General features: G+C 70.1%; 12 protein-coding genes. 4 read left to right on the top strand and 8 right to left on the bottom strand.

What is annotated here, in order from left to right; translation table 11 throughout:
- Positions 1 to 137: 137 nt before the first annotated feature.
- The 3 genes from arc to ABZU72_RS24070 all read right to left on the bottom strand — a co-directional run bounded on the left by arc (position 138) and on the right by ABZU72_RS24070 (position 4259).
- Positions 138 to 1901 (bottom strand): proteasome ATPase, encoded by a 1764-nt coding sequence (arc, locus tag ABZU72_RS24080; RefSeq protein WP_355021313.1) that lies wholly within the window; start codon positions 1899 to 1901, stop codon positions 138 to 140.
- Positions 1902 to 2051: 150 nt separating this feature from the next.
- A complete protein-coding gene (locus ABZU72_RS24075; protein ID WP_355021312.1) occupies positions 2052 to 3041 on the bottom strand; it encodes a tRNA (adenine-N1)-methyltransferase in 990 nt (329 codons plus the stop codon).
- A gap of 45 nt (positions 3042 to 3086) precedes the next feature.
- The gene (locus ABZU72_RS24070) at positions 3087 to 4259 is read right to left on the bottom strand and encodes a site-2 protease family protein (protein WP_355021311.1); all 1173 of its coding nucleotides are present in this window, start codon (positions 4257 to 4259) and stop codon (positions 3087 to 3089) included.
- A 78-nt stretch (positions 4260 to 4337) separates the two neighbouring features.
- Between ABZU72_RS24070 and ABZU72_RS24065 the strand changes: the two genes are divergently transcribed.
- Both ABZU72_RS24065 and ABZU72_RS24060 read left to right on the top strand, forming a co-directional pair.
- Positions 4338 to 5219: a PD-(D/E)XK nuclease family protein gene (locus ABZU72_RS24065; RefSeq protein WP_355021310.1), complete on the top strand. Its 882-nt coding sequence runs from the start codon at positions 4338 to 4340 to the stop codon at positions 5217 to 5219.
- Positions 5220 to 5283: 64 nt separating this feature from the next.
- Entirely contained in the window at positions 5284 to 7554 is a 2271-nt protein-coding gene (locus ABZU72_RS24060; protein ID WP_355021309.1) for an acyltransferase family protein, read from the top strand.
- A gap of 3 nt (positions 7555 to 7557) precedes the next feature.
- On the opposite strand, the gene ligD is transcribed toward ABZU72_RS24060, so the two are convergent.
- A complete protein-coding gene (gene ligD / locus ABZU72_RS24055) occupies positions 7558 to 8523 on the bottom strand; it encodes a non-homologous end-joining DNA ligase (RefSeq protein ID WP_355021308.1) in 966 nt (321 codons plus the stop codon).
- Between the two features lie 103 nt (positions 8524 to 8626).
- Here ligD and ABZU72_RS24050 point away from each other — a divergent pair, with 103 nt between their 5' ends.
- Both ABZU72_RS24050 and ABZU72_RS24045 read left to right on the top strand, forming a co-directional pair.
- Positions 8627 to 9142, top strand: a complete 516-nt coding sequence (locus tag ABZU72_RS24050) for a SigE family RNA polymerase sigma factor (RefSeq protein ID WP_355021307.1) — start codon at positions 8627 to 8629, stop codon at positions 9140 to 9142.
- Entirely contained in the window at positions 9139 to 9939 is an 801-nt protein-coding gene (locus tag ABZU72_RS24045; protein WP_355021306.1) for a hypothetical protein, read from the top strand. The genes ABZU72_RS24050 and ABZU72_RS24045 overlap by 4 nt, the downstream gene beginning before the upstream one ends.
- Positions 9940 to 9943: 4 nt before the next feature.
- Here the strand turns inward: ABZU72_RS24045 and ABZU72_RS24040 are convergent, their stop codons facing one another.
- From ABZU72_RS24040 to ABZU72_RS24025, 4 genes are read right to left on the bottom strand one after another with little or no spacing between them, the layout of a single operon-like run.
- A complete protein-coding gene (locus ABZU72_RS24040; RefSeq protein ID WP_355021305.1) occupies positions 9944 to 11404 on the bottom strand; it encodes a transcription antitermination factor NusB in 1461 nt (486 codons plus the stop codon).
- A complete protein-coding gene (fmt, locus tag ABZU72_RS24035; protein ID WP_355021304.1) occupies positions 11388 to 12308 on the bottom strand; it encodes a methionyl-tRNA formyltransferase in 921 nt (306 codons plus the stop codon). The genes ABZU72_RS24040 and fmt overlap by 17 nt, the downstream gene beginning before the upstream one ends.
- Complete coding sequence (gene def, locus ABZU72_RS24030) at positions 12308 to 12853, bottom strand: peptide deformylase (RefSeq protein ID WP_355021303.1); 546 nt, start codon at positions 12851 to 12853, stop codon at positions 12308 to 12310. The genes fmt and def overlap by 1 nt, the downstream gene beginning before the upstream one ends.
- A gap of 55 nt (positions 12854 to 12908) precedes the next feature.
- On the bottom strand, positions 12909 to 14987 hold the full coding sequence (locus tag ABZU72_RS24025) for a primosomal protein N' (RefSeq protein WP_355021302.1): 2079 nt from the start codon (positions 14985 to 14987) through the stop codon (positions 12909 to 12911).
- Positions 14988 to 15115: the final 128 nt, after the last annotated feature.

Raw genomic sequence — 15115 nt, 5'->3', positions numbered from 1 at the left:
GCAAGAGAGGGCTCCAGATCAAGGAGATGCCGTACGGACGACGAGCACTTGTCGAATCAACCGAGACCCTTCAGCAGACAGCAATCGGCCCGCTACCCTTTTCGCAGGTGGCGGGCCGATTGTGCAGTCCAGACGGGTTACAGATACTGACCCGTGTTGGAGACCTGCTCGATGGAACGGCCGGGCTCGGTGCCCTGCTTGCCGGTGATGAGCGTACGGATGAAGACGATCCGCTCGCCCTTCTTGCCGGAGATGCGGGCCCAGTCGTCGGGGTTGGTGGTGTTGGGGAGGTCCTCGTTCTCCTTGAACTCGTCCACGCAGGCCTGGAGCAGGTGCTGCACCCGCAGGCCCTTCTGACCGGAGTCCTCGCCGGAGTCCAGGAACGACTTGATGGCCATCTTCTTGGCCCGGTCGACGATGTTCTGGATCATCGCGCCGGAGTTGAAGTCCTTGAAGTAGAGGATCTCCTTGTCGCCGTTGGCGTAGGTGACCTCCAGGAAGCGGTTCTCCTCGGACTCCGTGTACATCCGCTCGACGACAGTACGGATCAGCTCGTCGACGGTGGCCCGCTTGTCGCCGTTGAACTCGCCCACGTCGGTCGGGTGCAACGGCAGGTCGGTGACCAGATACTTCGAGAAGATGTCACGAGCACCCTCGGCGTCGGGACGCTCGATCTTGATCTTCACGTCCAGACGGCCCGGGCGCAGGATCGCCGGGTCGATCATGTCCTCACGGTTGGAGGCACCGATGACCAGCACGTTCTCCAGAGCCTCGACACCGTCGATCTCGGAGAGGAGCTGCGGGACGATGGTGTTCTCCACGTCGGAGGAGACACCGGTGCCACGCGTACGGAACAGCGAGTCCATCTCGTCGAAGAAGACGATCACCGGAGTGCCGGCCGCGGCCTTCTCACGAGCCCGCTGGAAGACCAGGCGGATGTGGCGCTCGGTCTCACCGACGTACTTGTTGAGGAGCTCTGGGCCCTTGATGTTGAGGAAGTAGGACTTGCCGTCCGCTCCCGTCTTCGCGGCGACCTTCTTCGCGAGGCTGTTGGCGACAGCCTTCGCGATCAGGGTCTTGCCACAGCCCGGAGGACCGTAGAGCAGCACGCCCTTGGGTGGCTTGAGCTGGTGCTCGATGAAGAGGTCGGGGTAGAGGTACGGCAGCTCGACCGCGTCCTGGATCTGCTCGATCTGGCCGGCGAGGCCACCGATCGACTCGTAGGAGATGTCGGGCACCTCCTCCAGGACGAGCTCCTCGACCTCGGACTTCGGCACCTTCTCGTAGACATAGCCCGATCGCGGTTCGAGCAGCAACGAGTCACCCGCGCGGATCGCGTCCTGTAGGAGCGGTTCAGCGAGGCGTACGACCCGTTCCTCGTCGGCATTGGCGATCACCAGGGCGCGCTCACCGTCGGCGAGCAGCTCCTTGAACATCACCACCTCGCCGACCTTTTCGTACTCCATCGCGGCCACGACGTTCAGCGCCTCGTTGAGCATGACCTCCTGGCCATAGCGCAGCTCGTCGAGGTCGACGTTGGGCGATGCGGTCACCCGGAGCTTGCGCCCACCGGTGAAGACATCGATCGAGTCGTCCTCGTTGCGCTCGATGAAGGTGCCGAAGCCTGCTGGCGGCTGTGCCAGCCGGTCGACCTCCTCCTTGAGCTTGATGATCTGGTCACGGGCATCCCGAAGCGTCACGCTGAGTCGCTCGTTCTGCGACGTCACGGCGGCCAGGGAGCGCTGCGCGTCAGCGAGCCGCGCCTCCAGGCCACGCGAAGATCCGGGCATCTCGGTCAGTCTGTGCCGCAGGTCGGTCACCTCAGCTTCGAGGAAACGGACATGACTCTCAAGCTCCTCGGGGCTGCGCCCCTCGGAATGGAATCCATCGGATGTCGACATCAGCACACCTCCTCTACTCCCTCGACCCTACAAGGGTCAGGGGTAGGAGCGGAGAAGGATTTACCGGTGTTGGACACTATTCGTCGACAACGGCCAAGTTCGTGTCAACCCGTGGCACACCGGAAAGATGTGTGCCTTCGCAGAGCGGACTCAGTCCACTTCGTTGCCATCCTCGGGCAGGACCTCCACGACGGGCTCGGGAGCCGGCATGTCGGCCGGGCGCGGGCCGGTGTAGTCAGATCCGTACGCCCCGGGTGCAGGTCGGCGTGTCTTTCGCGGCGCGCGCTCGCCCGGTGCCAGCTTTCGCGCCGTCACCAGGAAGGCCGTGTGGCCGATCATCTTGTGACCCGGCCGGACCGCGAGACCCTCGACGTGCCAGTCGCGAACGAGCGACTCCCACGCCTGCGGCTCGGTGAACCCGCCGTGGGCCCGGACCGTCTCGACGAAGCGGGACAGCTGGGTGGTGGTCGCGACGTAGGCGCAGACCATGCCGCCGGGGTAGAGCGCCTCGGCCGCCGCGTCGACGCACTCCCACGGAGCGAGCATGTCGAGGATCAGCCGGTCGCAGCGGATCTGCTGGCGAGGCAGCTCCTCCTGGAGGTCGCCCAGGTTGAGCGACCAGCTCGGGTGGGACTCCCCCGCCGGGGTGCCGAAGAACTGGTCGACGTTCTTGCGGGCAACCTCGGCGAACTCCTCGCGGCGCTCGAAGGAGGTGACCTTGCCGAACGGACCCACCGCCCGCAGGAGCGAGCAGGTCAGGGCGCCGGAGCCGACCCCGGCCTCCACGACGGAGGCACCCGGGAAGATGTCGGCCATCGCGACGATCTGGGCGGCGTCCTTGGGGTAGACCACGGCGGCGCCGCGCGGCATCGAGACCACGAACTCCGACAGGAGCGGGCGGAAGACCAGGTACTCACCGCCCGTCGAGGCGGTGACGGTGAAGCCCTCCTCGCGGCCGATCAGCTCGTCGTGGTCGATGTGGCCCTTGTTGGAGAAGAAGCGCTTGCCGGCGACCAGCTCGAAGTTGTGGCGGCGACCCTTGGTGTCGGTCAGCCGCACCCACTCGCCCTCACGAAGCGGCCCGCGGTGCACGCCCGCTCGGGCCTCGGCCGGAATGTCTGGAATATCAGCGCTTGACACCCGCCGAGGCTACCCGTTCTTTCGGCCAACCCGGCAAACCGCGGCTCAGGCTCCCGCGCGGAAGGCCGCGTCGACGTCGGAGGTGACCAGTACGCCGTAGATCGAGCCGTCGGGCTCGACCAGGAGGTATTCGGGTGCCGGGGTCTTCGAGATCGCCTGGATCAGGGACTCCCCGTCGATGTCGGCCGGGAGGGTGAGGCCGTCCTCGAGCTGGCGGGTGACCGTCGAGGTGGCCATCCAGGGACGACGGTCCTCCGGTGTCGCCAGGAGCGCGCCCTCGTGGACGAGACCGATCGGCTCGCCGCCGCTGCTCACGGTGACGATGCTGCCGGCCTCGGCCTCATGGGCGCGGCGTACGGCCTCGGCGAGCGGAAGGTCGGCGGGTACGGCCAGGGTGCGGCGAGCGAGGTCGCGTGCGACGAGGAGCGGGAGCCGCATGCGCGCCCTCCCCGACATGATCGCCGCGGAGGCACCGCTCCAGAGGAAGACACCGATGATGACGGCGAAGACGTAGTGCCTGAGCTGCGGCTCGTTGCCGAGGATCTGACCCTGGATGAAGGGCCACAGCAGCACGATCACCGCGAGAACCCGGCCGGCCCAGCCGGCGACGATGCTGCCGCGGTTGCTGTTGCCGGTCGCGGCCCACACGCCCGCCTTGAGCAACCTGCCGCCGTCGAGGGGCAGGCCGGGGACGAGGTTGAGCACGCCCACGAACAGGTTGGTGAACCACAGGCCGGTGACGAACAGCCCGACCAGGCCGCCGGAGGTGAGGAACGAGATACCGAAGGCAGCGGCGGCGACGGCCAGCGAGGCCAGCGGTCCCACCACAGCGATCCAGAACTCGTCGCGGGGCCGTTTCGCCTCTTTCTCCACGGCGGTCGCGCCGCCGAGGAAGTGGAGCATGATCACGCCCACGGGGTAGCCGAGCCGCTTGGCGACGACCGCGTGGGCAGCCTCGTGCAGCAGGACAGCGCCATAGAGGACAACCGCGAAAGCGAAGCCCGCGACGTACGTCAACCAGCCCAAGCCCGGCTCCACGGCATCGATCTGGGGCGCCATCACCCAGGCGATCAGCGCCGCGATGAGGAACCAGGACGGCGTCACCAGGACGTCGCTGCCGGCGACGGAGCCGACCTTGATCGTGCCGGGGACTCGGGAGGTGGGCTCCGCCTCTTCGACCGGCTTGTCGCCGCCGGGGCGTGGGTCAGGGTCTGCCACATTCCGAGCGTACTTGAGCGGCGGTTGTCAGGTGGTGGCGACCCGGATTGTCGGTGCCTGCGAATAGTCTCGATGTTCATGAGCACCTCACCCGCCGAATCGCTGTCGACCCCGGTCGACGGCGTCAACGTGCTGGGGTCGCTCTCACCGAGCCGCGCGAGCGACTTCACCTCGTGCCCGCTGCTCTACCGGTTCCGCACGATCGACCAGCTGCCCGAGCCGCCCTCGGAGGCGGCCGCACGCGGGACCGTCGTGCACAAGGTGCTCGAGGACCTCTTCGACCTGCCCGCTCCCGAGCGCACACCGCGGCAGGCGAAGTCGATGGTGGAGCAGGCGTGGGAGGACGTACGCAGCCTCGACCCGGCCCTGGCGACGCTCTTCACCTCCGAGGCCGAGGGTGCGGAGGAGGGCTGGCTGGAGTCGTGCCGGCAGGTGCTGCGGCGCTACTTCGACCTGGAGGACCCACGTCGTCTGGAGCCGGCCGAGCGCGAGCACTACGTCGAGGCGCTGCTCGACTCCAAGCTGCTGCTGCGTGGGTTCATCGACCGTGTCGACGTCGCCGCCGACGGCCGGATCCGAGTGGTCGACTACAAGAGCGGACGCGTCCCCAGCGAGGCGTACGAGGCGAAGGCGCTGTTCCAGCTCAAGTTCTACGCCCTGGTGATCTGGCGCACGCGAGGCGTGGTGCCGGCGATGCTGCAGCTGATCTACCTCGGCTCGGGCGACATCCTGCGCTACGTGCCCGACGAGGCCGACCTGCTGGCTACCGAGCGCAAGGCCGAGGCGATCTGGCGGGCCATCCGCACGGCCCAGGAGACCGGCGAGTGGCAGCCGAACCCGGGGCGGCTGTGCGGTTGGTGCGCCCACAAGTCGCTGTGCCCTGCCTTCGGCGGCACTCCTCCCCCGCTCCCGGCGACCGCGGGCCCCGTCGCCGCCGGAGACGACGTCGATCTGGACTAGGACCCTAGGCGCGTCTACCAGGATCGGCCGGTTACGGGAGTTATCGTCGCGACGAATGTGACGTATGCGCTTGGCTGAGGAGGTGCGGCTGCTCGTGGGCTCGACGGACTCGTCCACCGGCTCGACCAGCGAGAGCGCGACCTCGTCTCGGCACCGTCCCGACATCCAGGGGCTCCGCGCCATCGCGGTGCTCGCGGTCGTCGCACTGCACGTCGGCTTCGGATCGCTGACCGGCGGCTTCGTCGGCGTCGACGTCTTCTTCGCGATCTCGGGCTTCCTGATCACCCAGCAGCTCATGCGGCAGGCACGCGCCGAGGGCGGGGTCAGCCTGCTCGGCTTCTACGCGCGCCGGGCCCGCCGCATCCTTCCGGCGGCGACCCTGGTGCTGCTCGCGACGGTCGTCTACGCAGCTCTCTTCCTCGGTTTCGTACGCACCCGGGAGATCGCCCTCGACGCACTGTGGTCTGCCGCGTTCGCCGCCAACTTCCGGTTCGCGTCGCTGGAGACCGACTACTTCTCGGCGGCGCTGCCGCCCTCGCCGCTGCAGCACTTCTGGTCCCTCGCGGTCGAGGAGCAGTTCTACCTGGTCTGGCCCCTGATGATCCTGGGATGCCTGTGGGCGATGAAACGGCGTAGCCAGAACGCCGCGACGGACGGCCCCATCGACCAGCGCAGGCGCAGGCGCGTGCTGGTCATCGCTCTCGGCGTCGTCATCGTGGCATCGCTGCTGGCCTCGGCGGTGCTGACCCGGACGAGCCCGGAGGCGGCGTACTTCTCGCCCTTCACCCGCGCCTGGGAGCTCGGCCTGGGCGCGATCGCGGCGATCGCGTTCCGTGACGACGGGCCGCAGGACGCCACCGCGCGGTGGCGGGCGCAGGTGCTCTCGGCGTTCGGGATGTTCTTCATCGTCTGCGCCTGCCTGCAGTTCAACGACGCGACCCCGTTCCCCGGCACCCCGGCGCTGGTGCCGGTCCTCGGCAGCGTCTTCATCATCGTGGCCGGCACGCTGTGGCACGGCCCGACGGTGGTCGGCCGGCTGCTGTCGGTGCCGCCGCTGCAGGTCGTCGGCAACTGGTCCTACTCGCTCTACCTGTGGCACTTCCCGGTGCTGGTCCTCGCCGAGCTGCAGCTGGGCCGCGAGCTGCGCTGGTGGGAGCAGGTTCTTCTCGTCGCACTCGCGCTCGGTCTGGCGGGGCTCTCCTACCACTACGTCGAGGAGCCGTTCCGGCGCGGCATCCTCTGGCGCCGTCCGGCGTTCGGGCGAGCCGCCACGCTGGGCCCGGTGGCGCTCTACCCGCTGAGCATCACCCTGGTCGCGGTGACCTGCTTCGGGGCCAACACCTACGCGACCGGGACCGCCCGCGACGGCTACCAGCCGGCGATCACGCTGGCCGAGGCAGACTCTTCCGGGTCCTCCGGGCCGTCCAAGCAGCCCGACCGGCCCGCGTCGAGCGCCGCACCGCCAGCCGCCAAGGCGCAGGAGCCCGACCCGCTCCCGGCGCTGCTGAAGGCCTCGGTGCTCGCGGCCCGCAAGAACCAGGCGATCCCCACCAACCTGAAGCCGGGCCTCACCAACCTCTCCGACGACGTGGAGTCGGTCGGCGAGTGCAACTACTACTCGACGAACGTACGCAAGCTGTGCCCGCGCGGTGACGCCGACGCCGAGAAGACGATCGTCGTCATCGGCGACTCCCACGCCCGCCACTGGACGCCCGCGGTCGAGGAGATCGCCGAGCGCTCCGGCTACCGCGCCTACATGCTGGCGATGCCGCAGTGCACCGTCTCGCTGGTCACCCCCGACAAGATCGACAGCACCGACCCAATGACGTCGTGCGACGACTTCCACGACTTCATGCTCTCCTCGGTCAAGAAGTTCCGCCCCGACCTGCTGCTGATCTCCTCCCGGCCGATCAGCGCCGCCTACCACGACTCCTCGGGCCGCCACACCGACCGCGCAGACGTACGCCGCGCCGTCTACCGCGGCTACCAGCGCCTCCTGGACCAGGTGAAGCCCGCAGCGAAGCGGACCGTGTGGCTGCGCGACGTACCGGCGCTCGAGTTCGACCCGGCCACGTGCCTGAGCAGCAACAAGACGCTCTCGCCCTGCACCTACAAGCCGCTCGAGAGCCAGCAGGACGGCGCCGACCTGCAGATGCAGGCGGCCAAGTCAGCTCGCGTCGAGACCGTCGACCTCGACGACATGTTCTGCGACAGCGTCGGCATCTGCACGACCGTCGTCGGCGACACGATCACCCATCGCGACGGCCACCATCTCACCGCGACCTACTCCAAGGAGCTCGGTCGCACCCTGGGCGAGCGTCTCAAGATCTGGTGACGCTCACCCGGCGTCAGACTCCGGTGGTGTCTCGGCGCCGTCGCGCTCGTCCCGGTCGGCCCACTCGAGCAGCGGCTGGATCGAGAACGGATGGTCGTCGATGTCGGCGTGCAGGTCGCCGATCTCCGCGAACCGGGCCGGCACCGTACGCATCGTGAACTCGCGCGGGTCGACGTCCTTGGTCTCCTCCCAGGTGATCGGGGTGGAGACCCGGCCGTCGGCGACGCCGCGGATCGAGTAGGCGCACGCGATGGTGTGATCCCTCGTGTTCTGGTTGAAGTCGACGAACAGCTGCGCCGGGTCGCGATCCTTGCGCCACCACGCGGTGGTGACCAGCTTCGGGGCCCGACGCTCGACCTCGCGGGCGAAGGCGTGGGCGGCGCGGCGTACGTCCTGGAATCCGTGCTCGGCCGGGATCCGGACGTAGACGTGCATGCCGGAGCCACCACTCGTCTTCGGATAGCCGACCGCGCCGAGCTCGTCGAGGAGCTCGCGTACGACGCCCGCCACCGTCTGCACGGTCGAGAACGGGCAATCGGGACCGGGATCGAGGTCGATGCGCCACTCGTCGGGCTTCTCGGTCTCCTCGCGGCGGCTGTTCCAGGGGTGGAACTCGACCGTCGACATCTGTACGGCCCAGATCACCGCACCGAGCTCGGTGACGCAGAGCTCGTCGGCGGTGCGGCCCCAGCGCGGGAAGTAGAGGCGTACGGTCTCGATCCAGTCGGGCGCCCCCTGTGGCAGCCGCTTCTGGTGCACCTTCGGCCCGGCCAGGCCCTTGGGGAACCGGTGCAGCATGCACGGCCGCTCCCACAGCGCGTTGACGATCCCCGGGCCGACGGCGAGGTAGTACTGCGCCACGTCGAGCTTGGTCGCACCGGTCTCAGGGAAATAGACCCGATCCGGGTTGGAGATCCTGACGACGCGGTTGTCGACCTCTATCTCCACCGACGGCGATGCCTTGGCCATGCTCGCCAGCGTAGGCGCTGAGATGATGCGGTGAAACGAAACTCGCTGATCCGGATCCTCACGGGGGTGTCACGTGGACCTCAGCCCGAGGCGTCGAAGGGATGTGAGCACATCGACCGCGACGACCCCCGCCGAGGAGTTCGCCGACTTCGTCCACGCGACGGGCGGCGCGCTCTACCGCACCGCGCTGCTGCTGACGGGTGACCATCACCTCGCCGAGGACTTGACCCAGACGACGTACGCCCGGGTCTTCGCCTCCTGGCGGCGGGTCAGCAGGGCGGACAACCCGACGGCCTACGCACGACGTGTGCTCCTCAACGGATTCATCTCCCACCGACGGCTCCGGCGCAGCGCCGAGACGCCGACCTCGACGCTGCCGGAGGATCCGGGCAGCGATGCCGACCCCAGCGCCCGGATCGACCTGCTTGCCGCCCTCCAGCGGCTGTCGCCGACCGACCGGGCCGTGCTCGTCGCGCGCTATTGGGAGGACCGATCCGTATCCCAGACAGCTGCCGACCTCGGACTGACCGAGACGGCGGTCCGCACCCGCTCGAAGCGTGCCCTTGAACGGCTGCGCCCGCTGGTTGCGGACATCTTCCCGGAGAGGGCCACCCGATGAACGACCCAGAGACCAGCTTCCGTACGGCACTGCACGAGCAGGTCGCCGACCAGCACCCTGACTATGCCCGGATCTCGGCCGGCGCGATCAGCGCGGGCTCACGCATCCGTCGCCGCCGGCGCATCACCGTGACCGTCGGCGCCGCTGCCACCGTCGGCGCCTTCGCCGCGGGTGGGCTGGGGCTCTCTCAGCTCCTGAACACGACCGCGGTCGACCAGGCTCCCCTCGGCGCTGCCGGCGCACCGTCCGCGTCGGCTTCGACGGCACCCCTTGCCTCCGGGCAGAGTCTCGACCTCGGCAACGGTGTCACCGGACAGGTCGTCACCAACGACGAGGCGAGGACGATGGACATCACGGTGCAGGCGGTCAGTGGTCTTCGGGGCGCCGGGACCGGCTTCACGATCGTCCTGTCCGGACCGGCCGGCGCGGTCGAGCAGAAATGGAGCAACGACACGCTCCTTGAGGACTATCCCGGCGTCAGGATCGCCACCGAAGGCGCGCGCAAAGGGCTCGTCGACAAGGTTCCCGTCGAGCAGCCGCCCGGTTGGACGTGTGAGTGGTCGCTGATCGATGACAAGGCCTCCTGCACGTCCGAGGACGGTGGCGTGGCCGGCCTGGTGATCCGCCCGGCGGAGGACTACCAGGTGTGGAGCACGAGCCCTGACAAGGCAGGGCCCGGCTCGGGTTCGTACATCACCCCGGTCCACGGCGACATCTTCATCAGTGTCCAGAGCGGGCAGGGCACGACCAACGCCGAGCTCGAGGCGCTCGCGAGCTCGCTCAGGTGGACCGACTGAGCCGCTACGGGGTGCGCCGCAGCAGCGCGAGGAACATCGCGTCGGTGCCGTGACGGTGTGGCCACAGTTGCACCGTGCCTGGGATCGGGCCGGCGCTGTCGGGCACCGTGCCGGCCGTGGCGCCGATCGGCTCGAGGACCACATCGGAACGGTCCTCGAGCACGCTCTGCACCACACCCTTCGTCTCGGCCAGAACCGGCGAGCAGGTGGCGTAGAGCACGACACCGCCCGGCCGAGTCAGGTCGATCGCGCGGTCGAGCAGGGAGCGCTGGATATCGACGAGTACGTCGAGGTCGGCCGTGGCGCGCCGCCACCGTGCTTCCGGCCGGCGGCGCAGTGCCCCCAGGCCGGTGCACGGGGCGTCGACGAGGACCCGGTCGAACGTCGAGTCCTTGAACGGCGGCCTGGTCCCGTCGCCCGCCACGACCCCAGCTGACCCGTCCACGCGCGTGCCGGACGACCGGTCGGTCAGGTTGGCGAGGACGAGCCCGGCACGGTGCGGCTGGCGCTCGTTGGCGACCAGCGCCGCGCCCTGTTGCGCTGCCAGGGCGGCCAGCAGCGCCGACTTGCCGCCGGGCCCGGCGCACAGGTCCAGCCACGACTCCGTCCCGGCGTCCTGTCGGTCGAGTTCGGCCTCGGCAAGAGCGATGGCGACGAGCTGGGACCCCTCGTCCTGCACCCCGGCGCGCCCCTCCGCGATCGCGGCGATGCCGGCCGGTGAGCCGGAGTCGAGTGTGACGCCGAAGGGCGAGTAGGGCGTGGGTGCCCCACCGAGCTCGTCGACCGTCGCCCGTCCGGGACGGGCGACCAGCGTGACCGAGGGCGGCACATTGTCGGCCTCGAGCAGCGCGTCGACCTGGTCGCGACCGACGGCCTCGGCGAGCCGCTGGACGACCCAGCGCGGGTGGCTGAAGGCGACCGCGGCCCAGCCGTCGTGGTCCTTCTCGCGAGCGGGCGCGACCTCGGCGACCCACTCGTCGAGCGACTTGCGGGTGACCTTACGCAGCACGGCGTTGACGAATCCCGCCGGCCCCTGGCCGACCTTCGACCGGGTCAGGTCGACGCTCGTCGAGATCGCGGCATGGTCGGGCACCCGCATGGACAGCACCTGATGGGCGCCCAGCCGCAGCACGTCGAGCACCTTCGCCTCGACCTTGGCCAGTGGCCGGTCGATGCAGGCAGCCAGCACGGCGTCGTACGTCCCCTGCTGCCGCAGCGTCCCCGAGGCGAGCTCGGTGGCGAAGGCCGCATCGCGACCTTCGAGCCCGAGGCGGCCGAGGACGTGGGGCAGCACCAGGTTGGCGTACGCCTCATCGACCCGCACCGCCTTGAGCACCTCGAACGCGGCGAGCCGAGCCGGATCGGCGGGCTTGGTGCTGCCGCGCGGACCCGAGCGCGCCGGTCCCTGGGGCCGCCGGCCGGGGCCTGAGCGCCTACCCGGCTGTTCCCTATTCGAAGGCGACACCGGACTCCAGACGTACGCCGCGGGCCCAGTCAGCCGCGGGCATCTCCTTCTTGCCGAAGGCCTTCACCCGGCCGAGCCGGACCGCCGTGGTGCCGGTGCCGACGAGGACCTCGTTCTTGCGGACGACGAGCTCCCCGGGAGCCACCGTGTCATCGGCCATCGTGACCGGCCCGACCTTGAACCGCTCGCCGTCGAGCAGGGTCCAGGCTCCCGGCGCGGGGGTGCAGGCGCGGATCTGCCGGTCGATGGCGACGGCGTTCTGCGTCCAGTCGATCTGGGCGTCCTCGACGGTGATCTTGTCGGCGTAGGTGACGCCTTCGGTGGGCTGCTCGCGCGCCTCCAGCGAGCCGTCCTCGATGCCGTCGAGCGTGGACACCAGCAGCTGGGCCCCACCTTCGGTGAGCTTCTCGAAGAGCGACCCGGAGGTCTCGTCGGGCGCCAGCGCCTGGGTCATGGTGCCGAAGACGGGGCCGGCGTCCATCGCCTTCACGATCCGGAACGTGGTCGCCCCGGAGATCTCCTCGCCGGCCCAGACCGCGCGCTGCACCGGAGCGGCGCCGCGGTAGGCGGGCAGGAGCGAGAAGTGCAGGTTGACCCAGCCGTGCCGCGGGATGTCCAGCGCCGACTGCGGCAGCATCGCGCCGTAGGCGACCACCGGGCAGCAGTCGGGCTCCAGCGCCTTCAGCTCGGCCTGGAACTCGGGCTCGCGGGGATGCTCCGGCTTGAGCACCGGCACCCCCAGCTCCTCGGCCCGCTGAGCCACCGGCGAGGGCACCAGCCGCTTGCTGCGTCCCTGCGCGGCATCGGGGCGGGTGACGACACCGACGAGCTCGTGGCGCGAGGCGGCGATCGCGTCCAGCGAGGGGACGGCCACCTCGGGCGTACCAGCGAAGACGACCCTCATCAGAACCCGAACCCGTTCGTCGCATGCGGCGAGACCTTCACCGTTGGCTTCTCCAGGCCGAACCACTCCGACTCTCGGATCTCCTTCATCGCCGCTTTGCGCGCGGCCTCGTCGAGCCGGTCGATGAAGAGGATGCCGTCGAGGTGGTCGGTCTCGTGCTGGATGGCCCGGGCGAGCAGCTCGGAGCCCTCGATGGTGACCGGCTCGCCGTGCATGTCGAAGCCCTTCGCCACCACCGACAGGGCCCGGCGGCAGTCGAAGGTGATGTCGGGCAGCGACAGGCAGCCCTCTCCCCCGTCCTGCGTCTCCTCCGACAGGGTCAGGTCCGGGTTGATCAGGTGACCCACCTCGCCGTCGACGTACCAGGTGAAAACCCGCAGGCTCACTCCGATCTGGGGAGCGGCCAGTCCGGCGCCGGGCGCCTCGAGCATGGTGTCGGTCAGGTCGGCAACGAGCTTGCGCAGCTCCTTGTCGAAGTCGACGACCTCGATCGCTGGCTTGCGCAGCACGGGGTCGCCGAAGAGTCGGATGGGCTGGACTGCCACTGTTCTCCTAGGTGGTCGAGCGTGTCGGGACCACAATACGTGGGCTGAGGGCCGGTCAGAGCGTCGGCGGATCCACCTGGACCCGCACCGGGTCGAGCTTGCGCGCCGACCGCACCCGCTGCAACTCTCCCAGTGCCTCGGTGAGCCTCACTCCGAGGGATCGCGGCACCCGTACGACCGCACGCAGCCGTGGTTCGCCGGTCGACGTGGGCTCGGCGGGGACCGGCCCGAGCACCTCCGCGCCCGGCGGCAGCGCGAGCAGGGTGAGCGCGTCGTCGAGCGCTCCGGGAGTGGCGGTGATGGTGGCCAGCCGCGACGCCGGCGGGAGGTGGGCCTCCTGTCGGGCGGCCGCCTCGCGCTGGGCGAACCCGGGCTGGTCCCAGCGCACCAGTGCCTGCAGCACCGAGAGCGCAGGGTCGCCGACGACCAGCACCCGCCCACCGGGCCGCACCAGTCCGGCGGCGTTGCTCCAGCGGCGCAGCGCCTCCTCGTCCGTACGCAGATCCGGCCGCCCCAGCAACAGCCAGGTATCGAGCAGCAGCACCCCGGCATAGCCGCCGTCGGCGACTGGCTCGGCGCCGATGGTCGCGACCACGATCGCCGGTGTGCCCGGCACCGTCTGCTTGACCGCCCCTGCCGAGGAGGTCACCACCCGCACCCCGGCGAAGGAGCGGCCCATCTCCTCGGCCGTACGCGCCTCACCGATGATCGGCGCCCGCAGCCCGAACCCGCCGCAGGCTCTGCACGCCCATGCCGTCTCGACGTGTCCGCACCAGCCGCAGGTCGGTGGCGCCGACGGTCCGCCGAGCTGCAGCGGTCCCTGGCAGGCCGAGCACCTGGCCGTCGTACGGCATCGGTCGCAGGCCAGCGAGGCTGCATATCCGCGCCGTGGCGTCTGCAGCAGGACGGGTCCGGTGGCGAGCGCGGCCCGGATGATCTCGTGGGCCTCGCGAGGCACCCGCGAAGCGCGGGTGAGCGGGTCCTTCTCGAGGTCGAAGTCGGTGTCGCCGGTGATCTCGATGCTCACCCGCTCGCGAGCCAGCGCCCGGGTGGGACGGATCTCCTGCGCCCATCCGGTCTCGGTCAGGAACCCGGCCTCCACGGTCCGCGCCAAGCCACCCACGAGCGCGGCCGCCTGCTCCTGCTCGGCGCGCAGCAGCAGCACGTCGCGCGCGTGCGGGTAGGGCGAGCGCTGCTCGGCGAGCAGGTCGTCGCCGTCGTCCCAGACGACGACCAGCCCGAGGTCGTGCACCGGCGCGAAGGCCGCCGCGCGGGTGCCGATCGCCACCTTCACCGCGCCCCGCGCGACCCGCAGGAACTCCCGGTAGCGCGAGGCGGGCCCGGCGTCGGCGGCCAGCACGGCATGCTGCCCCTCCCCCAGAACCTTCGTCATCGCGGTGTCGAGGCGGGCGAGGTCCTTCCAGTCCGGCACCACGACCAGCGCGCCGCGCCCGGAGGCCAGGGTCGTCGCGGTGGCATGTGCGATCAGATCGACATGGTCGGTGCCGGCGGCGGCGTGCCAGACCGCACGCGGCGCTCCACCGGAGGCCAGATGTCGTAGGAACGCTGCCGCCGGCTCGTGACCGGCCCACGCCGCGGCCGCGGCAGCCGGGTCGAAGGGCCGCCCGGCAGGGGCGACCGCTGAGGGCTCCTTCTCGGTCGAGGCGTGCCGGGGCGGGATCGCCAGCCGGAGCACGTCGGCCCGGGCACCCGCGTAGCGCCGGGCGACCGACTCGCTCAGCGCGGCCACCTGCGGAGTGAGCACCGGCTCGGAGCTGACGACCCGCTTGAGCGGCTGCAGGTTCGCGTGCTCGGAGGAGTCCGCCCGCCCCACGACGAACCCGTCGACGTCCTTGGGCCCGAACCGCACCTTCACCCGGACCCCGGGCTGCGCCTCCTCGGCCATCGAGGCCGGGACCGCATAGTCGAAGGGCCGGTCCAGGTGAGCCATCGGCAGGTCGACCAAGACCTTGGCGACCGGATCGACCTCGGCGATCGACGCCTCGGCGGCCTTCCGTGCCCGCGTAGCCGCGGCCTTCGCCCGGCCTTCCTTGACCCGGTCGCGAACCAGCCCGGGCAGCTCCAGCTCGGCTGCCCCGGCTGCCTCCTGCGGTCCCCGGCTCACAGTGGTCATTTCTACCAGCAGCCGCCGACACCTCCACGGCGTTGACCCCTCGAGAACGCCGCCGGCGCCCGTCTCTGGACCGGCATGTTCCAGCCGGCGAAGTCGGTGAACGAAGCACCGAGCGCCTGGTGGATCTC

The sequence above is a fragment of the Nocardioides sp. NPDC004968 genome (genome assembly GCF_040608935.1).
GTDB lineage: Bacteria > Actinomycetota > Actinomycetes > Propionibacteriales > Nocardioidaceae > Nocardioides.
The sequence above is the reverse complement of the archived record's forward strand: the minus strand, read 5'-3'. Positions and strand labels throughout refer to the sequence as shown.

What these genes read in the sequence shown, in the direction of transcription:
- ABZU72_RS24060 (WP_355021309.1), top strand. Translation starts at nt 5,284, where the DNA reads ATGCGCTTGGCTGAGGAGGTGCGGCTGCTCGTGGGCTCGACGGACTCG.
- ABZU72_RS24045 (WP_355021306.1), top strand. Translation starts at nt 9,139, where the DNA reads ATGAACGACCCAGAGACCAGCTTCCGTACGGCACTGCACGAGCAGGTC.
- ABZU72_RS24065 (WP_355021310.1), top strand. Translation starts at nt 4,338, where the DNA reads ATGAGCACCTCACCCGCCGAATCGCTGTCGACCCCGGTCGACGGCGTC.
- ligD (WP_355021308.1), bottom strand. Translation starts at nt 8,523, where the DNA reads ATGGCCAAGGCATCGCCGTCGGTGGAGATAGAGGTCGACAACCGCGTC.
- arc (WP_355021313.1), bottom strand. Translation starts at nt 1,901, where the DNA reads ATGTCGACATCCGATGGATTCCATTCCGAGGGGCGCAGCCCCGAGGAG.
- fmt (WP_355021304.1), bottom strand. Translation starts at nt 12,308, where the DNA reads ATGAGGGTCGTCTTCGCTGGTACGCCCGAGGTGGCCGTCCCCTCGCTG.
- ABZU72_RS24025 (WP_355021302.1), bottom strand. Translation starts at nt 14,987, where the DNA reads ATGACCACTGTGAGCCGGGGACCGCAGGAGGCAGCCGGGGCAGCCGAG.